The sequence below is a fragment of the Arthrobacter burdickii genome, from assembly GCF_030433645.1.
GTDB classification, from domain to species: Bacteria; Actinomycetota; Actinomycetes; order Actinomycetales; family Micrococcaceae; genus Arthrobacter_D; species Arthrobacter_D burdickii.
The window spans coordinates 1,624,311-1,642,617 of record NZ_JAROCG010000001.1 but is presented as its reverse complement, the minus strand read 5'-3'; the positions used below and the strand labels follow the sequence as shown (position 1 = coordinate 1,642,617).

General features: G+C 64.0%; 30 protein-coding genes. All 30 read right to left on the bottom strand.

Annotated elements, in window-relative coordinates; genetic code table 11:
- Nucleotides 1-3 precede the first annotated feature (3 nt).
- Nucleotides 4-597: a 50S ribosomal protein L17 gene (gene rplQ / locus P5G52_RS07715; RefSeq protein ID WP_301226192.1), complete on the bottom strand. Its 594-nt coding sequence runs from the start codon at nt 595-597 to the stop codon at nt 4-6.
- 64 nt (nt 598-661) lie between these two features.
- Entirely contained in the window at nt 662-1,672 is a 1,011-nt protein-coding gene (locus P5G52_RS07710) for a DNA-directed RNA polymerase subunit alpha (protein ID WP_055769255.1), read from the bottom strand.
- A gap of 151 nt (nt 1,673-1,823) precedes the next feature.
- Nucleotides 1,824-2,225 carry a 30S ribosomal protein S11 gene (gene rpsK / locus P5G52_RS07705; protein ID WP_026531448.1) on the bottom strand — a complete coding sequence of 134 codons (402 nt, stop codon included), beginning with the start codon at nt 2,223-2,225 and terminating at the stop codon, nt 1,824-1,826.
- Between the two features lie 169 nt (nt 2,226-2,394).
- Entirely contained in the window at nt 2,395-2,772 is a 378-nt protein-coding gene (gene rpsM, locus P5G52_RS07700; RefSeq protein ID WP_087076867.1) for a 30S ribosomal protein S13, read from the bottom strand.
- A gap of 162 nt (nt 2,773-2,934) precedes the next feature.
- A complete protein-coding gene (gene rpmJ, locus P5G52_RS07695) occupies nt 2,935-3,048 on the bottom strand; it encodes a 50S ribosomal protein L36 (RefSeq protein WP_043440658.1) in 114 nt (37 codons plus the stop codon).
- Between the two features lie 21 nt (nt 3,049-3,069).
- Nucleotides 3,070-3,291, bottom strand: a complete 222-nt coding sequence (gene infA / locus P5G52_RS07690; protein ID WP_019481515.1) for a translation initiation factor IF-1 — start codon at nt 3,289-3,291, stop codon at nt 3,070-3,072.
- 307 nt (nt 3,292-3,598) lie between these two features.
- Complete coding sequence (gene map, locus P5G52_RS07685; RefSeq protein WP_301226185.1) at nt 3,599-4,426, bottom strand: type I methionyl aminopeptidase; 828 nt, start codon at nt 4,424-4,426, stop codon at nt 3,599-3,601.
- Between the two features lie 11 nt (nt 4,427-4,437).
- Complete coding sequence (locus P5G52_RS07680; RefSeq protein ID WP_301228708.1) at nt 4,438-5,001, bottom strand: adenylate kinase; 564 nt, start codon at nt 4,999-5,001, stop codon at nt 4,438-4,440.
- Between the two features lie 5 nt (nt 5,002-5,006).
- Nucleotides 5,007-6,317, bottom strand: a complete 1,311-nt coding sequence (gene secY, locus P5G52_RS07675; protein WP_301226183.1) for a preprotein translocase subunit SecY — start codon at nt 6,315-6,317, stop codon at nt 5,007-5,009.
- A 223-nt stretch (nt 6,318-6,540) separates the two neighbouring features.
- Nucleotides 6,541-7,038, bottom strand: coding sequence for a 50S ribosomal protein L15 (gene rplO / locus P5G52_RS07670; protein ID WP_301226181.1), 498 nt, complete (start codon nt 7,036-7,038; stop codon nt 6,541-6,543).
- On the bottom strand, nt 7,038-7,256 hold the full coding sequence (rpmD, locus tag P5G52_RS07665; RefSeq protein ID WP_301226179.1) for a 50S ribosomal protein L30: 219 nt from the start codon (nt 7,254-7,256) through the stop codon (nt 7,038-7,040). The genes rplO and rpmD overlap by 1 nt, the downstream gene beginning before the upstream one ends.
- The gene (rpsE, locus tag P5G52_RS07660) at nt 7,256-7,993 is read right to left on the bottom strand and encodes a 30S ribosomal protein S5 (RefSeq protein ID WP_435868655.1); all 738 of its coding nucleotides are present in this window, start codon (nt 7,991-7,993) and stop codon (nt 7,256-7,258) included. The genes rpmD and rpsE overlap by 1 nt, the downstream gene beginning before the upstream one ends.
- Nucleotides 7,990-8,373, bottom strand: coding sequence for a 50S ribosomal protein L18 (gene rplR / locus P5G52_RS07655; RefSeq protein WP_087076881.1), 384 nt, complete (start codon nt 8,371-8,373; stop codon nt 7,990-7,992). Before rplR ends, rpsE begins: the two co-directional genes overlap by 4 nt.
- 2 nt (nt 8,374-8,375) lie before the next feature.
- Nucleotides 8,376-8,912: a 50S ribosomal protein L6 gene (gene rplF / locus P5G52_RS07650; protein WP_087076883.1), complete on the bottom strand. Its 537-nt coding sequence runs from the start codon at nt 8,910-8,912 to the stop codon at nt 8,376-8,378.
- An 18-nt stretch (nt 8,913-8,930) separates the two neighbouring features.
- The gene (rpsH, locus tag P5G52_RS07645; protein WP_043440638.1) at nt 8,931-9,329 is read right to left on the bottom strand and encodes a 30S ribosomal protein S8; all 399 of its coding nucleotides are present in this window, start codon (nt 9,327-9,329) and stop codon (nt 8,931-8,933) included.
- An 87-nt stretch (nt 9,330-9,416) separates the two neighbouring features.
- Nucleotides 9,417-9,992 carry a 50S ribosomal protein L5 gene (gene rplE / locus P5G52_RS07640; RefSeq protein ID WP_301226172.1) on the bottom strand — a complete coding sequence of 192 codons (576 nt, stop codon included), beginning with the start codon at nt 9,990-9,992 and terminating at the stop codon, nt 9,417-9,419.
- Nucleotides 9,992-10,366, bottom strand: coding sequence for a 50S ribosomal protein L24 (gene rplX / locus P5G52_RS07635; RefSeq protein ID WP_301226170.1), 375 nt, complete (start codon nt 10,364-10,366; stop codon nt 9,992-9,994). The genes rplE and rplX overlap by 1 nt, the downstream gene beginning before the upstream one ends.
- A gap of 3 nt (nt 10,367-10,369) precedes the next feature.
- The gene (gene rplN, locus P5G52_RS07630) at nt 10,370-10,738 is read right to left on the bottom strand and encodes a 50S ribosomal protein L14 (RefSeq protein ID WP_049829173.1); all 369 of its coding nucleotides are present in this window, start codon (nt 10,736-10,738) and stop codon (nt 10,370-10,372) included.
- Nucleotides 10,739-11,113: 375 nt separating this feature from the next.
- Nucleotides 11,114-11,425: a 30S ribosomal protein S17 gene (gene rpsQ / locus P5G52_RS07625; RefSeq protein ID WP_087076889.1), complete on the bottom strand. Its 312-nt coding sequence runs from the start codon at nt 11,423-11,425 to the stop codon at nt 11,114-11,116.
- Nucleotides 11,422-11,766 carry a 50S ribosomal protein L29 gene (rpmC, locus tag P5G52_RS07620; RefSeq protein ID WP_087076891.1) on the bottom strand — a complete coding sequence of 115 codons (345 nt, stop codon included), beginning with the start codon at nt 11,764-11,766 and terminating at the stop codon, nt 11,422-11,424. Before rpmC ends, rpsQ begins: the two co-directional genes overlap by 4 nt.
- 2 nt (nt 11,767-11,768) lie before the next feature.
- Nucleotides 11,769-12,185, bottom strand: a complete 417-nt coding sequence (gene rplP, locus P5G52_RS07615; protein ID WP_049829176.1) for a 50S ribosomal protein L16 — start codon at nt 12,183-12,185, stop codon at nt 11,769-11,771.
- A complete protein-coding gene (rpsC, locus tag P5G52_RS07610; protein WP_104118808.1) occupies nt 12,186-13,031 on the bottom strand; it encodes a 30S ribosomal protein S3 in 846 nt (281 codons plus the stop codon). It abuts the gene before it with no gap.
- Entirely contained in the window at nt 13,032-13,397 is a 366-nt protein-coding gene (gene rplV, locus P5G52_RS07605) for a 50S ribosomal protein L22 (protein ID WP_049829178.1), read from the bottom strand.
- Nucleotides 13,398-13,434: 37 nt separating this feature from the next.
- Nucleotides 13,435-13,716 carry a 30S ribosomal protein S19 gene (gene rpsS, locus P5G52_RS07600; RefSeq protein WP_026549122.1) on the bottom strand — a complete coding sequence of 94 codons (282 nt, stop codon included), beginning with the start codon at nt 13,714-13,716 and terminating at the stop codon, nt 13,435-13,437.
- Between the two features lie 12 nt (nt 13,717-13,728).
- Nucleotides 13,729-14,568, bottom strand: coding sequence for a 50S ribosomal protein L2 (gene rplB, locus P5G52_RS07595; RefSeq protein WP_055768070.1), 840 nt, complete (start codon nt 14,566-14,568; stop codon nt 13,729-13,731).
- A 31-nt stretch (nt 14,569-14,599) separates the two neighbouring features.
- On the bottom strand, nt 14,600-14,905 hold the full coding sequence (gene rplW, locus P5G52_RS07590; protein WP_087076895.1) for a 50S ribosomal protein L23: 306 nt from the start codon (nt 14,903-14,905) through the stop codon (nt 14,600-14,602).
- Nucleotides 14,902-15,525, bottom strand: a complete 624-nt coding sequence (gene rplD / locus P5G52_RS07585; RefSeq protein ID WP_301226160.1) for a 50S ribosomal protein L4 — start codon at nt 15,523-15,525, stop codon at nt 14,902-14,904. The genes rplW and rplD overlap by 4 nt, the downstream gene beginning before the upstream one ends.
- Before the next feature lie 4 nt (nt 15,526-15,529).
- Nucleotides 15,530-16,186 (bottom strand): 50S ribosomal protein L3, encoded by a 657-nt coding sequence (gene rplC, locus P5G52_RS07580; protein WP_301226158.1) that lies wholly within the window; start codon nt 16,184-16,186, stop codon nt 15,530-15,532.
- A 16-nt stretch (nt 16,187-16,202) separates the two neighbouring features.
- A complete protein-coding gene (rpsJ, locus tag P5G52_RS07575) occupies nt 16,203-16,511 on the bottom strand; it encodes a 30S ribosomal protein S10 (RefSeq protein ID WP_026531952.1) in 309 nt (102 codons plus the stop codon).
- Nucleotides 16,512-17,021: 510 nt separating this feature from the next.
- On the bottom strand, nt 17,022-18,212 hold the full coding sequence (gene tuf / locus P5G52_RS07570; RefSeq protein ID WP_087076901.1) for an elongation factor Tu: 1,191 nt from the start codon (nt 18,210-18,212) through the stop codon (nt 17,022-17,024).
- Nucleotides 18,213-18,307 lie beyond the last annotated feature (95 nt).

Genomic DNA, 18,307 nt, shown 5'->3' with positions numbered 1-18,307 from the left:
GAATTACTTCTTCTCGTCCTCGACGGTGCCTTCGACGACGACGACCTCATCTTCGGCGCCGGCTTCGGCGTCGACCGTGGTGTCCTCGGCTGCGACCTCGTCCGCAGCAGGTGCCGAATCGACCGACTCGACAGCCTCAGCGGTCTCCGGGACGTCTACGGACTCGGCGGCCGGTGCTGCGGCAGCGGCGGGAGCCTTGGCCTGCTCGGCCTCGGCGACGACGGACTGCTTGGCGGACATGGGCTCCAGCACCAGTTCGATGACGGCCATGGGAGCGTTGTCGCCCTTGCGGTTGCCGATCTTCGTGATGCGGGTGTAGCCACCCTCGCGGTTGGCAACAGCGGGGGCGATGTCCGTGAACAGCTCGTGGACGATGCTCTTGCTGCTGATGACACCGAGGACGCGACGACGCGACGCCAGGTCGCCCTTCTTCGCGAACGTGATGAGACGCTCGGCGTAGGGGCGGAGGCGCTTGGCCTTCGTCACCGTGGTGGTGATGCGCTTGTGCTCGAACAGTGAGGCGGCCAGGTTGGCGAGCATCAGGCGTTCGTGCGCCGGACCGCCTCCGAGGCGTGGGCCCTTAGTGGGTGTGGGCATGGTGATTTCTCCTCATTAGGTGTCCGTCCCGCCGCTTTCCAGCGACGGGCGGACAGATAGCGTTTTAGAGCTCTTCGTCGCCGTAGGCGGCGTCGTCCTCTTCGATGGCAGCAGCGCGGGCGGCAAGGTCGAAGCCTGGAGGGGAATCCTTCAGGGAGAGACCGAGCTCGACGAGCTTCGCCTTGACCTCGTCGATGGACTTCGCACCGAAGTTGCGGATGTCCATGAGGTCGGCCTCGGAGCGTGCAACGAGTTCACCCACGGAGTGGATGCCCTCGCGCTTGAGGCAGTTGTACGAGCGGACCGTAAGTTCGAGGTCCTCGATCGGCAGCGCCATGTCGGCAGCAAGTGCTGCGTCGGTGGGCGAAGGACCGATCTCGATGCCCTCGGCGGCGGTGTTCAGCTCGCGTGCGAGTCCGAACAGCTCCACCAGGGTGGTGCCGGCAGAAGCGACGGCGTCGCGCGGGGCGATGGCGTCCTTCGTCTCGACGTCGACGATCAGCTTGTCGAAGTCGGTGCGCTGCTCAACACGGGTCGCTTCCACGCGGAAGGTGACCTTCAGGACCGGCGAGTAGATGGAGTCGACCGGGATGCGGCCGATCTCCGAGTCGCCGGACTTGTTCTGCGAGGCGGACACGTAGCCGCGGCCACGCTCGATGGTCAGTTCGAGCTCGAACTTGCCCTTCGAGTTGAGGGTCGCGATGTGGAGGTCCGGGTTGTGGAACTCGACGCCTGCGGGAGGCGCGATGTCCGCAGCGGTGACGACGCCGGGACCCTGCTTGCGCAGGTAGGCGACGACAGGCTCGTCGTGCTCCGAGGAGACGGCAAGATTCTTGATGTTCAGGATGATCTCGGTGACATCCTCCTTCACCCCGGGAACCGTGGTGAATTCGTGCAGCACGCCGTCGATGCGGATGCTGGTCACGGCAGCACCGGGGATCGAGGACAGGAGGGTACGGCGGAGGGAGTTGCCGAGGGTGTAGCCGAAGCCGGGCTCGAGGGGTTCGATCACGAACCGCGAGCGGTTGTCGGCGACTACTTCTTCAGTCAGGGTGGGGCGCTGTGCAATAAGCACGTACATTTCCTTTCAGGAAGCATCCGCTATATGACGCTTCTGTATGGGCGGGACTGCGGGTCGGCCGGCTCGAAAGCTACTGGAACGGCACCGAACCGCCCTGCCGGAACGTTTCGTTTCCTTCAGGGCGGCACGGTGACCGGAAAGCAGATTAGACGCGGCGGCGCTTGGGCGGGCGGCAGCCGTTGTGTGCGCTGGGGGTGACGTCCGAGATGGAGCCGACCTCGAGGCCGGTGGCCTGCAGCGAACGGATGGCGGTTTCGCGACCCGATCCCGGTCCCTTCACGAAGACGTCGACCTTCTTGACGCCGTGCTCCTGGGCACGCTTTGCAGCAGCTTCTGCAGCCATCTGCGCGGCGAACGGGGTGGACTTGCGTGAGCCCTTGAAGCCAACCTCACCGGCGGAGGCCCAGGAGATGACTGCTCCGCTGGGGTCCGTGATGGACACGATGGTGTTGTTGAAGGTGCTCTTGATGTGCGCCTGGCCGAGCGCGATGTTCTTCTTATCCTTGCGACGCGGCTTACGCACCGCTCCACGAGTCTTGGGGGGCATTACTTCTCCTACGAAGGTATTGGGTAAAGCATTGAGTCGGATCGAATCCTGCCGGAGGTCCTACGAACAGGGGCCTCCGTTGGCGAGGGAGCCAGTGGGATGGGCCCCTGATGGCGGGGTTCCCTGGCCGGACGAGCGCTAGCGAGTCCGGTTAGGGGGCCATCAGGGACTAGCGTCCGACCTTCTTCTTGCCTGCGACCGTACGCTTCGGGCCCTTGCGGGTACGGGCGTTGGTCTTCGTACGCTGTCCACGTACGGGAAGGCCGCGGCGGTGCCGAATGCCTTCGTAGCTGCCGATCTCGACCTTGCGGCGGATGTCGGCTGCAACCTCACGGCGGAGGTCACCCTCGACCTTGAAGCTGCCTTCGATGTAGTCGCGGAGCTGGACCAGCTCGGCGTCGGTGAGGTCCTTGACGCGCGTGTTCGGGGAGATCCCCGTGTCCACGAGCGTCTTCTCTGCACGGGTCTTGCCCACGCCGTAGATATAGGTAAGCGCGATGACTACCCGCTTTTCGCGGGGGATGTCTACGCCAGCGAGACGTGCCATAGTGGCGGTGCTCCTTTGGTGTTACCGGAGGTCTGAAGCAGAACGTCCACGGAACTGGTGTTCCGGTCCCCGGCCTCCGTGCCGGGGGTGTACGTCCCACAGGGACGCTGTTCTGCCGTGAAATGTACTTCTACGCGTGGGAAGAACCTCTGGAAGAGGTTCTTAGCCCTGGCGCTGCTTGTGGCGCGGGTTCTCGCAGATGACGAGAACGTTGCCTTTGCGGCGGACCACCTGGCACTTCTCGCAGATCCGCTTCACGCTCGGGTTGACCTTCATGGTTTTCCTTCGAGTTGATTCTTATTTGTAGCGGTAGACAATACGGCCCCGGGTGAGGTCGTACGGGCTGAGTTCCACTACGACCCGGTCCTCAGGAAGGATTCGAATGTAGTGCTGGCGCATCTTTCCCGAGATGTGGGCGAGAACAATGTGTCCGTTGGCCAACTCAACGCGGAACATCGCGTTGGGCAGCGCCTCGTTCACAGTGCCTTCAATCTCAATGACACCGTCTTTCTTGGCCATATCCTCCGCTAACGTCTATGCCCGCCACTTGCATGGCGGACGGGTTTGGGGTTTTGATTGTCAGACCCGTCGGAAACCGGAGCTCGGACGGGAAGGTCTCCGGAGCCCAATTGGGCACGAAAAGCAGAGACAACCAACAGACAACTCTACGCTACCGTCCCCGGATCGTTAAATCGGACGGCAGGGTCCGCCCGGCTGCTGTATTAGGCGCCGCCGGGAACGACGAAGGTCCCGCACCGGAGTGCGGGACCTTCGTTCGTCATAGGTAGCGGACCGATACCGGGCCGACGCCGATCGCTCCGTGCCGTCAGCCGGCCAGCGGAGCCGGGGTGACGCCGAGCGGCTCGAGGCGCGACGCTCCCCCGTCCGGGGCCGACAGGACCCAGATGCCGCCGTCGTGCACTGCGACACTGTGCTCCCACTGCGAGGCGCGCTTGCCGTCGGTGGTGACAACGGTCCAGTCGTCGTCGAGCACTGCGGTTTCCAGCCCTCCCTGCACGAGCATCGGCTCGATGGCAAGGCAGAGTCCGGGCCGGACCTTGGGGCCGCGGTTCGCGCTGCGGAAGTTCAGCACGTCGGGCGCCTGGTGCATCTGCGTCCCGATACCGTGACCCACGTAGTCCTCGAGGATCCCGAGGGCGGGTCCGGGGACCGACGAGACGTAGTCGTCGATAGCGGCACCGATGTCACCGACGAACCGGGCGGAGGCCAGCGCCGCGATACCGCGCCACATGGCCTCCTCCGTGACGTCGGAAAGCCGCACGTCCTCGGGTCGCTGCGACCCGACGATGACGGTCCGCGCCGAGTCGGAGTGCCAGCCGCGGACGACGGCGCCGCCGTCGATCGAGATGATGTCGCCGTCCTGCAGCACGTAGCCGCCGGGGATCCCGTGGACGACCTCGGAGTTGACGGACGTGCAGATACTGGCCGGGAAGCCGTGGTACCCGAGGAAGTTCGACGTCGCGCCCTCCTCGCGGAGGACCTCCTCGAAGACCTCGTTGAGCTGCGCCGTGGTGACACCGACGACGGCCGCGGCGACGGTGCGGTCGAGCGCCGTGGAGAGCACCCGGCCGGCCTCACGCATCACGAGCATCTGGCTGGTCGTCTTGTACTCGATCTTCGGCTGGCGGAACATCCCCAAAAGTCCTAGCTCGCTACTTTGAGTGCTGCCATGACGCGCTCGGTGACCTCGTCGATCGCCCCGATGCCGTCGACCTTGGTGACGATGCCGCGCTCGTCGTACCGGGACACCACTGCTTCCGTCTGGTCGTGGTAGAGCCCGAGGCGGTGGCGGATGACCTGCTCGTTGTCATCCGAACGGCCGTCCAGCTTCGCCCGCCCGAGGAGCCGCTTCACGAGCTCCTCGTCATCGGCGGTGAGCTGCAGCACGACATCGAGTTCGAGCTCGTTCTCGCGGAGGATGTCGTCGAGTTCGGCGACCTGCGACGCGGTGCGCGGGTACCCGTCGAGGAGGAAGCCCTCCTGGACGTCGTCGGCCGCGAGGCGGTCGCGGACCATCCTGTTCGTGACGCTGTCGGGGACGAAGTCGCCGGCGTCCATGTACTTCTTGGCCTCGAGGCCGAGGGGCGTCTCCCGCTTCACGTTGTCGCGGAAGATGTCGCCGGTCGAGATGGCCACGACGTCGAGGCGATCCGAGATCCGAGCGGCCTGGGTGCCCTTGCCGGATCCGGGGGGACCGATGATCAGCATTCTCGTCAACGCAACAACCCTTCGTAGTGACGCTGCTGGAGCTGAGCGTCGATCTGCTTTACCGTCTCGAGTCCCACGCCCACCATGATGAGGATCGAGGTGCCGCCGAACGGGAAGTTCTGGTTGGCGCCGATGGCCACCAGTGCTATCAGCGGGATCAGGGCCACGAGTCCCAGGTAGATGGCACCCGGGAGCGTGATGCGTGAGAGCACGTACTGGAGGTACTCGGCCGTGGGACGCCCGGCGCGGATGCCGGGGATGAACCCGCCGTACTTCTTCATGTTCTCGGACACCTCGTCCGGGTTGAACGTGATGGCGACGTAGAAGTAGGTGAAGAACACGATGAGCAGGAAGTACAGCGCCATGTACAGCGGGTGGTCGCCGCGGGTCAGGTACGTGGTGATCCAGTTGACCCAGCCGGCCGGGGCCGTGCCGTCCTGCGGAGTGTTGAACTGTGCGATCAGGCTCGGCAGGTACAGCATCGAGGACGCGAAGATCACGGGGATGACGCCGGCCATGTTGACCTTGATCGGGATGTAGGTGCTGCTGCCGCCCAGCGTGCGGCGGCCCACCATGCGCTTGGCGTACTGCACGGGGATGCGTCGCTGCGACTGCTCCACGAAGATCACGAGGGCGACGACGACGACGCCCATGAGGAGGACGAAGGTGAACACCGTGGCGCCCTGGGTGCGGAGGATCTCACCGAGAGCGGTGGGGAAACCGGCGGCGATGGCCGTGAAGATGAGCAGCGACATACCGTTGCCCACACCCTTCTCGGTGATGAGCTCGCCCATCCACATGATGAGTCCGGTGCCGGCGGTCAGCGTGATGATCAGCAGGACGATGGTGATCAGCGAATCGTTCGGGATCAGGGGCACCGGGCAGTTGCCGAGCAGTGCGCCCGAGCGGGCGAGCGAGACCAGGGTGGTGGCGTTCAGCAGGCCGAGCGCGATGGTCAGGTAGCGCGTGTACTGGGTCAGCCTCGACTGGCCCTGGGCGCCTTCCTCGTGCAGTTCCTGGAAGCGGGGAATGACCACCCGGAGGAGCTGCGTGATGATGCTGGCCGTGATGTACGGCATGATCCCCAGCGCGAAGATGGAGACCTGGAGCAGGGCTCCCCCACTGAAGAGGTTCACGAACTGGTAGAGACCGCCCTCGGTGTTGCCCAGAGCGAGGCACTGCTGCACGTTTCCGTAGTCGACGCCGGGAGCGGGAATGAAGGCTCCGAGGCGGAAGATGGCAATGATTCCCAGCGTGAACAACAGCTTGCGCCGCAAGTCTGGCGTCCGGAATGCCCGGCCAATAGCGCTAAGCAAGCGTCCTCCTGAAGGTCTGTTGGTCCTGTGGCGGACCCTACACAACAACCGAGTCTAACGGTTGGTCACCCGTGGCAGAGCACCGGCGGGTGTGGTGGCCTGAGCCGAAAAAAGACTCCTGGTGGGCTGATACAGCCCTGCCCACCAAGAGTCTAGTTCCAAAGTGCCGCCGATCACAGCCAACCCCTCCCCCAGCGCGCCGGGGAAGGGGTTGGCCAGTGACCTACAGCTCGGTGACGGTCCCGCCGGCGGCGACGATCTTCTCTGCAGCGGATGCGGAGAAGGCGTCGGCCGAGACGTTGACGGCCACGGTGATCTCGCCGGTCCCCAGCACCTTGACGGGCTGGTTCTTGCGGACGGCACCGTTCGCTACCAGGCTGTCCACGGTGACGTCGCCGCCAGCGGGGTACAGCTCGGAGAGCTTGTCCAGGTTCACGACCTGGAACTCGACGCGGAACGGGTTCTTGAAGCCGCGCAGCTTGGGAAGGCGCATGTGCAGCGGCAGCTGGCCGCCGGCAAATCCTGCCTTCACCTGGTAGCGGGCTGCAGTTCCCTTGGTACCACGGCCTGCGGTCTTACCCTTCGAACCCTCACCACGGCCAACACGGGTCTTCGCCGTCTTGGCTCCGGGTGCGGGGCGCAGGTGGTGGACCTTGAGGGCGTGGACGCGCTCTGCTTTTGCCTCGGGTGCGGCCGAAGCCGCGGTGTTGTTCTCTGCCATTAGTTGGCCTCCTCAACCTTCAAGAGGTGCGGAACCGTGTTGATCATGCCAACGGTAACGGCATCGGCTTCACGGACCACGGTGTGGCCGATCCGCTTGAGACCGAGCGACCGCAGCGTGTCGCGCTGGTTCTGCTTGCCGCCAATGGCGGACTTGATCTGGGTGATCTCGAGCTGCGCCGAGCTCACGCGCACGTTCTTCGGTGTGATCGCGGTCATTACGCACCTGTCTTCTGAGCTGCGATTGCGCGCAGCATCTGGTGGGATGCGACCTCGTCGAGGGGCAGGCCACGGCGTGCCGCGACTGCCTGGGGCTCTTCGAGGCGCTTCAGCGCGTCAACGGTGGCGTGAACGATGTTGATGGCGTTCGCGGAACCGAGCGACTTGGAGAGGACGTCGTGGATGCCGACGCATTCCAGTACCGCACGCACCGGACCACCGGCGATAACGCCGGTACCCGGGGAGGCGGGACGGAGAAGAACGACGCCGGCTGCTGCCTCGCCCTGCACCAGGTGCGGGACGGTGCCACCGATGCGCGGAACGCGGAACATCGTCTTCTTGGCTTCCTCGACGGCCTTCTGGATGGCGGAGGGAACTTCCTTCGCCTTTCCGTAGCCGACGCCGACCATGCCGTTGCCGTCGCCTACCACCACGAGGGCGGTGAAGCTGAAGCGGCGGCCGCCCTTGACGACCTTGGCGACACGGTTGATGGTGACGACGCGCTCAATGAACTTGTCCTTGTCGTCATTGCGTCCGCCGTCGCGGCCGCCGTCACGGCCGCCACGGCCGCGCTCGCCGCCGCGGGAGTTGCCGCCACGCTCGCCACCGCGGGCGTTGCCGCGGCGGTTGGCGTCAGCCGACGCGGTGTCAGTTGCACCTGCAGCCGGAGCTTCGGCCGCGGGCTGCTCTGTAGCCGTATTCAATGGGGCTTCCTTTGCCTTGTTTTCCTCGGTCACAGTGCCAGCCCACCTTCACGTGCGCCGTCTGCGATTGCTGCAACGCGACCGTGGTACTTGTTGCCGCCGCGGTCGAAGACGACAGCTTCGACACCGACAGCCTTGGCACGCTCTGCAACAAGTTCGCCAACGCGCTTGGCCTTGGCGGTCTTGTCACCGTCGAATGCACGGAGGTCCGCTTCGAGGGTGGAGGCTGATGCGACGGTCACGCCCTTGGTGTCGTCGACGACCTGCACGAATACGTGGCGGGCCGATCGGTTGACGACCAGGCGGGGACGGACAGCCGTGCCCGAGACGCGCTTGCGTACACGGAGGTGGCGGCGTCCACGCGAGGCGGACTTGCTCTTCGAGCTGCGCTTCTTGTTGATGCTCAGACCCATGGTTACTTACCAGCCTTTCCGACCTTGCGGCGGATGATCTCGCCTGCGTAGCGGATGCCCTTGCCCTTGTAGGGGTCAGGCTTGCGCAGCTTGCGGATGGTTGCAGCGACCTCGCCGACCTGCTGCTTGTTGATGCCTGCGACCGAGAGCTTGGTGGGGCTGTCGACGGTCAGGGTGATGCCCTCGGGAGCCTTGACGGCGACCGGGTGGCTGTAACCCAGAGCGAATTCCAGGTCGCTGCCCTTGGCCTGCACACGGTAACCCGTGCCCACGATCTCAAGGTTCTTCTTGTAGCCCTCGGTGACTCCGACGATCATGTTGGAGATCAGCGTGCGGGTGAGGCCGTGGAGCGACCGCGACTCGCGCTCGTCGTTCGGGCGCGCGACGGTGAGGATGCCCTCGTTCAGGGAGACCTCGATGGGGCTGGGAACCGTGTGGCTCAGCTCGCCCTTCGAGCCCTTGACGGTGACCTCGTTGCCGTTGACTGCGACCTCGACACCGGCGGGAACGGCGATGGGGAGACGTCCAATACGTGACATTATTCTTTCCCTTTCCCGTTACCAGACGTAGGCGAGGACTTCCCCACCCACACCCTTCTTGGATGCCTGGCGGTCGGTGAGCAGACCGGAGGACGTGGACAGGATGGCGATGCCGAGGCCGCCAAGCACGTGGGGCAGGTTCGTGGACTTGGCGTACACGCGCAGACCGGGCTTGGAGATACGGCGGATGCCGGCGATGGAACGCTGGCGGTCCGGTCCGAACTTGAGGTCGATGGTCAGCTTCTTGCCGACCTCCGCTTCCTCTTCCTTCCAGCCGGCGATGTAGCCTTCGGCCTTCAGAATGTCCGCGACGCGGGCCTTCAACTTGCTGTACGGCATGGACACGGAGTCGTGGTAAGCCGAGTTTGCGTTGCGCAGACGCGTGAGCATGTCTGCGACAGGATCTGTCATTGTCATGTGGGCTCTTGCCCTTCCTCGAAACGGTTTCCGGGCTCCGGACGGCACTCAGGGTGCCGGCTGGAGTGGACCTGCAACGTAGTTAGATTAATCTTCGGATTTGAAGGGGAAGCCGAGCGCCTTGAGGAGCGCGCGGCCCTCGGCGTCGGTCTTGGCGGTCGTGACGACGGTGATGTCCATGCCACGTACGCGGTCGATACGGTCCTGGTCGATCTCGTGGAACATTGACTGCTCCGTGAGGCCGAAGGTGTAGTTGCCGTTGCCGTCGAACTGCTTGCCGTTGAGTCCGCGGAAGTCGCGGATACGGGGCAGGGCGAGGGAGATCAGGCGGTCCGTGAATTCCCACATGCGGTCGCCACGCAGGGTAGCGTGCGCACCGATGGGCATTCCTTCGCGGAGCTTGAACTGCGCGATGGACTTGCGGGCCTTGGTGACCTGCGGCTTCTGGCCCGTGATCGCGGTCAGGTCCTTGACGGCCCCGTCGATCAGCTTCGAGTCCTTGGCGGCGTCACCGACACCCATGTTCACGACGACCTTGACCAGGCGCGGGACCTGGTTGACGTTGGAGTAGTTGAACTCCTCCTGCAGGGCTGCCTTGATCTCGGACGCGTAGCGCGCCTTCAGGCGGGGAAGAACCCGGGCTTCTGTGGTTTCGACAGTCATTACAGATCCTTCCCTGATGACTTGGCCACGCGGATGCGGACAACACGCTCGCGGCCGTCGCGCTCGACGGTCTCGGTGCGGTATCCGACGCGGGTCGGCTTCTTGGTCTCGGGATCGACGACGGCGACGTTGCTGATGTGCACGGGTGCCTCGACAACTTCGATGCCACCGGTCTTGGTGCCGCGCTGCGACTGCCCGACCTTGGTGTGCTTGGTGATCCGGTTGATGCCTTCCACGAGGACGCGGTTGGTCTCGGGGAACACCTTCAGTACCTTGCCCTGCTTGCCGCGGTCTCCGCCGCGGTCCTGCTTGGCTCCGGTGATGACCTGGACGAGGTCACCCTTCTTGATCTTGAGCTTTGTCTTCTGTGCCATGGACTACAGCACCTCCGGCGCCAGCGAGATGATCTTCATGAAACGCTTGTCGCGGAGCTCGCGACCGACAGGGCCGAAGATACGGGTACCGCGGGGGTCGCCGTCGTTCTTCAGGATCACTGCTGCGTTCTCGTCAAACTTGATGTAGGAACCATCCGCGCGGCGGCGTTCCTTCTTGGTGCGGACGATGACCGCCTTGACGACGTCACCCTTCTTGACGTTGCCGCCGGGGATCGCGTCCTTCACGGTGGCGACGATGACGTCGCCGATGCCTGCGTAGCGGCGCCCGGATCCTCCGAGAACGCGGATGGTCAAGATTTCCTTGGCCCCCGTGTTGTCGGCGACCTTTAGCCGCGACTCCTGCTGAATCACTTATTACTCCTGTCGTCGCGCCGGTTCTCTCGTCGAGCCTTGCGGAACGGATATGGGTGGGCCCCGTAATACTGGTACTCAGCACGTGCACGCCGGGCGCGCGGCTGTGCGTGGATCGTTTGCACAGCGGATTTGTGATGAACAAGATTATCGGGCTTTTGCCTATTTGCCCGGTGTGAAGGAAACCCCCGAAGGGATGCCCCGCAAGCGGAAGTCCTGGGCAGGAAACCCTGCGGAGGAACCCTCGTGAGGGCATGCGCCAGCCCACCAGACAGACAAGGTTCCTATCGTATCGCGAAGATGCCCCGGACGCGAAATCGCGTCCGAGGCATCTGCTGCGGGGCCGGCGGGCCGGCTCCCCCTACTGCTCGGGTGTTACTTGGCCTTCTCGATGACCTCGACCAGGCGCCACCGCTTGGTAGCGGACAGCGGGCGGGTCTCACTGATGAGGACCATGTCGCCGATGCCGGCGATGTTCTCCTCGTCGTGCGCCTTGACCTTGGAGCTGCGGCGAAGCACCTTGCCGTACAGGGCGTGCTTCACGCGGTCCTCGACCTCGACGACGATCGTCTTTTCCATCTTGTCGGAGACGACGTAGCCACGGCGTACCTTGCGGTAGCCGCGCGAGTTGGCGTCGTGGACGGCCTTCTCGGTTCCTACGGTCGTTTCGCTCTGCTGCTCACTCATTTGGCGTCCTCCTCAGAAGCCTCGGTGTCCACGGAAGGTTCGTCCTTCGTGGAGGCCTTCTTGGCTTTCTTGGGCTTGTCCGCCTTCGCGGGCTTCGCTTCCTCGACGGGAGCTTCGACCTCGGGACGGATACCCAGTTCACGCTCACGCAGCACCGTGTAGATGCGTGCGATGTCGCGCTTCACCGAACGAAGGCGACCGTGGCTTTCGAGCTGGCCGGTGGCCGACTGGAAACGGAGGTTGAACAGCTCCTCCTTGGCCTTGCGCAGTTCTTCCACCAGACGGTCCTTATCGAAGCCGTCCAGCTGGTCTGTTGCCAGTTCCTTTGAACCCAGAGCCATAACTATTCACCACCCTCACGACGCACGATGCGTGCCTTCAACGGCAGCTTGTGGATCGCGAGGCGCAGGGCTTCGCGGGCTACCTCTTCGGAAACACCGGACAGTTCGAAGAGAACCCGTCCCGGCTTGACGTTGGCCACCCACCACTCGGGAGAACCCTTACCGGAACCCATGCGGGTCTCGGCAGGCTTCTTGGTCAACGGGCGGTCCGGATAGATGTTGATCCAGACCTTTCCGCCACGCTTGATGTGGCGGGTCATGGCGATACGAGCGGACTCGATCTGGCGGTTGGTGACGTATGCCGGGCTCAGAGCCTGGATACCCCACTCGCCAAAGCTGACCTCGGTGCCGCCGGTTGCAGCGCCGGAACGACCCGGGTGGTGCTGCTTACGGAACTTGACTCGACGTGGGATAAGCATCTAAGCCTGTCCTCCTTCAGTCGCAGCGGGGGCTGCGGCGGTCTCGGCGGGTGCCGAAGCACCCTGGCCCTCGGAGCGCTCGGGGGCACGACGACGACGGTCTCCGCCGCGGTCGCCACCACGGTCGGCACCGGCAGGGCCACGGCCCGGACGGTCTCCACCGCGGCCACGGGAGGGAGCTGCTGCAGCCTGGGCTGCAAGTTCCTTCGCCGTGACGTCACCCTTGTAGATCCAGACCTTCACGCCGATGCGGCCGAAGGTGGTCTTCGCTTCGAAGAAGCCGTAGTCGATGTTGGCGCGGAGCGTGTGCAGGGGAACGCGTCCCTCGCGGTAGAACTCCGAGCGGCTCATTTCGGCGCCACCCAGACGACCGGAGCACTGGACACGGATGCCCTTGGCGCCGGCACGCTGTGCGGACTGCATGGCCTTCTTCATCGCGCGGCGGAAGGCCACGCGGGAGGAAAGCTGCTCGGCGATGCCCTGGGCGACAAGCTGAGCCTCGATCTCGGGGTTCTTGACCTCGAGGATGTTCAGCTGGACCTGCTTGCCGGTGAGCTTCTCGAGCTCGCCGCGGATGCGGTCCGCTTCTGCTCCACGGCGGCCGATGACGATGCCGGGACGTGCCGTGTGGATGTCCACGCGGACACGGTCACGGGTGCGCTCGATCTCGACCTTCGCGATGCCGGCCCGGTCCATGCCGGTCGACATGAGCTGGCGGATCTTGATGTCTTCGCGGACGAAGTCACGGTAGCGCTGGCCCGGCTTGTTGCTGTCGGCGAACCAGTGTGACCTGTGGTCGGTGGTGATGCCGAGTCGGAACCCGTGCGGGTTTACTTTCTGTCCCACTTAGCGGACCTCCACTTTCTCAGGGGTAGCGACGACAACCGTGATGTGGCTGGTCCGCTTGTTGATGCGGAACGCGCGGCCCTGGGCACGCGGACGGAACCGCTTCATCGTGGGGCCTTCATCGACGAATGCTTCGCTGATGATGAGGTTGTCCTCGTCGAAGGCAACGCCGTCACGGTCCGCGAGAACGCGGGCGTTGGCGACTGCCGACTGGACCACCTTGAAAACCGGCTCCGAAGCAACCTGTGGGGCAAACTTCAGAATAGCCAGAGCCTCATTCGCCTGCTTACCACGAACAAGGTTGACGACGCGCCGGGCCTTCATAGGCGTTACGCGGATATGACGCGCAATAGCCTTGGCTTCCATTGCTTTCCTTCTCTCGTCTTAGCCGTAAGAGCAGCGCCTAGCGGCGCTTGCCCTTGCGGTCGTCCTTAACATGGCCGCGGAAAGTCCGCGTGGGAGCGAATTCGCCGAGCTTGTGCCCGACCATCGACTCGGTGACAAACACCGGGATGTGCTTGCGTCCGTCGTGCACCGCGATCGTGTGCCCGAGCATGTCGGGGACGATCATGGAGCGGCGGGACCACGTCTTGATGACGTTCTTCGTGCCCGATTCGTTCTCGCGAGCGACCTTTACGTAAAGGTGCTGATCGACGAAGGGGCCTTTCTTCAGGCTGCGTGGCATGTCTCCAGGCTCCTATCGCTTGTTCTTGCCGGAACGACGGCGACGCACGATGAGTGAGTCGCTCTCTTTGTTGGGGCGACGGGTACGGCCTTCGGCCTTACCGTTCGGGTTGACCGGGTGGCGTCCACCGGAGGTCTTGCCCTCGCCACCACCGTGCGGGTGGTCGACCGGGTTCATGGCGACACCGCGGACGGTCGGGCGGATGCCCTTCCAGCGGTTACGGCCGGCCTTGCCCCAGTTGATGTTCGACTGCTCGGCGTTGCCGACCTCGCCGATCGTCGCGCGGCAGCGGACGTCGACGTTGCGGATCTCACCGGAGGGCAGTCGTAGCTGGGCGAAGCGGCCTTCCTTGGCGACGAGCTGTACCGACGCACCGGCGGAGCGTGCCATCTTCGCGCCGCCGCCTGGGCGGAGCTCGACGGCGTGGATGACGGTACCCACGGGGATGTTGCGCAGCGGCAGGTTGTTGCCGGGCTTGATGTCAGCCCCGGCGCCGGCCTCGACGAAGTCACCCTGCTTGAGCTTGTTCGGCGCGACGATGTAGCGCTTGGTGCCGTCGACGTAGTGCAGGAGGGCGATGCGCGCGGTGCGGTTGGGATCGTACTCGATCTCGGCAACGCGGGCGTCGACGCCGTCCTTGTCGTGGCGGCGGAAGTCGATCAGGCGGTACTGACGCTTGTGTCCACCACCCTTGTGGCGGGTCGTGATCTTACCGGTGTTGTTACGTCCACCCTTCTTGGGGAGGGGACGGACCAACGACTTTTCCGGCGTCGATCGGGTGATTTCAGCGAAGTCGGCAACGCTCGAGCCACGACGGCCCGGGGTTGTCGGCTTGTATTTACGGATTCCCATAACTCAATTCCTCGTTAAAGTGGTCTCCGCTCTAGGAGAGCGGACCGCCGAAGATGTCGATCGAGCCCTCTTTGAGGGACACGATGGCACGCTTGGTGCCCTTGCGCTGGCCCCAGCCGAACTTGGTGCGCTTGCGCTTGCCAACCCGGTTGATGGTGTTGATCGATTCGACCTTCACGGAGAAGATCTTCTCGACCGCCAGCTTGATTTCTTCCTTGTTCGAGCGCGGGTCGACGAGGAAGGTGTACTTGCCTTCGTCGATCAGGCCGTAGCTCTTCTCCGAGACGACGGGTGCAATGACGACGTCGCGCGGATCCTTTGCGATGGTGCCGCTCACTTGGCATCCTCCTCGGAGATGGCGTCAGCCGATCCGACGAACTGCTCGTAGGCGGCCTGGGTGAAGATCACGTCGTCCGACACCAGCACGTCGTACGTGTTGAGCTGGTCTACGTAGAGGACGTGTACTGCGGGTACGTTGCGCACCGACAGCGCGGCGACATCGTTGGCACGCTCGATGACGACGAGCAGGCGGGGCCGCTCGGAGATCGCACGCAGGGTCTCGATGGCACCCTTGGTCGACGGCTTGTCGCCGGTGACCAGGGACTCGAGGACGTGGATACGGCCGTTGCGTGCCCGGTCGGAGAGTGCACCGCGGAGAGCGGCGGCAATCATCTTCTTGGGGGTGCGCTGGCTGTAGTCGCGGGGCGTCGGTCCGTGGACGATGCCACCGCCGGTCATCTGGGGGGCGCGGATCGAACCCTGGCGGGCGCGACCGGTTCCCTTCTGCTTGAACGGCTTGCGGCCTGCGCCGCTCACCTCGGCGCGGGTCTTCGTCTTGTGCGTACCCTGGCGGGCAGCCGCAAGCTGGGCCACGACGACCTGGTGCAGCAGGGGGATGTTGGTCTGTGCATCGAAGATCTCCGCGGGGAGATCGACCTTTACAGTGTTGGCAGCCATTTGGCTATGCTCCCTTCACGGCGGTGCGTACGAGGACGACCTGGCCGCGGGCGCCGGGGACGGCACCCTTGATCAGCAGCAGCGACTTCTCTGCGTCGACAGCGTGAACCTTGAGGTTCAGCGTGGTCTGACGAACGGCGCCCATGCGGCCTGCCATTTTCATTCCACGGAAGACGCGGCTGGGGGTGGATGCTCCACCGATGGAACCGGGCTTGCGGTGGTTCTTGTGAGCACCGTGCGAGGCTCCAACACCGTGGAAACCGTGGCGCTTCATGACACCGGCAAAACCCTTGCCCTTGGTGGTGCCGATGACGTCGACCGTCTGGCCGGCTTCGAACATCTCCACGGAGAGTTCCTGACCGAGCGAGTAGGAGTCGGCGTCGGACGTCCGCAGCTCGACCACGTGACGGCGGGGCGTGACGCCTGCCTTCTCGAAGTGGCCGGCGAGCGGCTTGGTGACCTTACGGGGATCGATCTGGCCGAAGCCGATCTGGACAGCGGTGTAGCCGTCCTTGTCCGCGGTGAGGAGCTGGGTGATGACGTTCGAGTCAGCCTGGACGACCGTGACCGGGATGAGGATGTTGTTCTCGTCCCAGACCTGGGTCATGCCGAGCTTGACGCCCAGCAGGCCCTTGACCTGGCGCGTAAGTGAAGTAGACATGTGTATCCGCTCTCCCTTACAGCTTGATTTCGATGTTCACGTCCGCAGGCAGGTCGAGACGCATCAGCGAATCAACGGCCTTGGGCGTGGGATCAATGATGTCGATCAGACGCTTGTGAGTACGCATTTCAAAGTGCTCACGGCTGTCCTTGTACTTGTGCGGGGACCGGATGACAACGAATACGTTCTTCTCCGTGGGCAGGGGCACGGGGCCCACTACCGTTGCGCCTGCGCGCGTCACCGTCTCAACGATCTTCCGTGCTGAAACATCAATGACCTCGTGGTCATATGACTTCAGCCGGATGCGGATTTTCTGTCCCGCCATGGCGTCTCGACTCTCTCTCTACATAACTGCCTGGGCAGTTCCGGTACGTACGTACATTTCCTGCGTCCGTTGTGCGACGCTTCCCTGCAGGCTGAATCCGGAAGGAATCCGGGTTCCTCACCCTGCTAGGGCTCCGACCCCCGCGCTCGGGCGTGTCGCTTTTCCTAGACACACACGGTCCGCGAATTCCGGCCGAGCCGAACGGGGTGGATTATATTTGGGCCGCACATGCCGGCGGACCACATCCCTGCATCAGGCATTATCCTGACCGGGAGAAGGTCTCAGACCGCGCGCGCGAGCGCTTGAACAACTTATCCAGTGTGGCAGAGACGCCGGGATAACGCCAATCGGGAGGGCCCTGCCACTCCTCTGCCCGACGATCCGGACCGCGCGCTCCCCCTCCGGCCCCGTGCCGCGAACGGGCTGCCCGCTTTGGAGCGCCGACACAAGAAGGGCCCCGCTGCATCAGCAGCGGGGCCCTTCTTCGACATCACGTCGGCAGTCGGAAGACTACTTCAGGATCTTGGTGACACGTCCCGAACCAACGGTGCGGCCGCCTTCGCGGATAGCGAAGCCGAGGCCCTCTTCCATGGCAATGGGCTGGATGAGCGCAACGGTCATCTCAGTGTTGTCGCCGGGCATAACCATTTCAGTGCCCTCGGGGAGGGTGATGACGCCGGTTACGTCCGTGGTGCGGAAGTAGAACTGCGGGCGGTAGTTCGAGTAGAACGGGTTGTGACGCCCACCCTCGTCCTTGGCCAGGATGTAGACGTTGGCCTCGAAGTCGGTGTGAGGGGTGATGGAACCCGGCTTCACGATGACCTGGCCGCGCTCTACGTCCTCGCGCTTGATGCCGCGGAGGAGCAGACCACAGTTCTCGCCTGCCCAGGCTTCGTCGAGCTGCTTGTGGAACATCTCGATACCGGTGACCGTGGTCTTCTGGACCGGACGGATACCGACGATCTCGACCTCGGAGTTGATGGCGAGGGTTCCGCGCTCGGCGCGGCCGGTGACGACGGTTCCACGACCGGTGATCGTGAAGACGTCCTCGACGGGCATGAGGAAGGGCTTGTCCTTGTCGCGCACGGGGTCCGGCACGTTGTTGTCGACAGCTTCCATCAGTTCCTCGACGGACTTGACCCACTCGGGGTCGCCTTCGAGGGCCTTGAGGCCGGAGACGCGGACTACAGGAGCCTCGTCGCCGTCGAAGCCCTGCGAGCTGAGCAGTTCGCGGACCTCCATCTCGACGAGGTCCAGGAGCTCCTCGTCGTCGACCATGTCGGACTTGTTCAGCGCGACCAGCAGGTAGGGAACGCCGACCTGGCGGGCGAGCAGAACGTGCTCGCGGGTCTGGGCCATGGGACCGTCGGTGGCGGCGACAACGAGGATGGCACCATCCATCTGGGCCGCACCGGTGATCATGTTCTTGATGTAGTCAGCGTGGCCGGGAGCGTCTACGTGTGCGTAGTGGCGCTTCTCGGTCTGGTACTCAACATGCGAGATGTTGATGGTGATGCCGCGCTGCTTCTCCTCGGGAGCCGAGTCGATCGACGCGAAGTCACGCTGCTCGTTGAGAGTGGGGTACTTGTCGTACAGCACCTTGGAAATGGCAGCCGTCAACGTGGTCTTACCATGGTCGACGTGACCGATGGTGCCGATGTTAACGTGCGGCTTAGTCCGCTCGAACTTTGCCTTCGCCACGGGTTCCTCCTAGAACGTTTGAGAAGAATTGCTTCCCAGCCGCGCTTTTCGCAGCTGAAACTCATGCAAGTCTACTGGGGGCTTTTGGTTTTGAT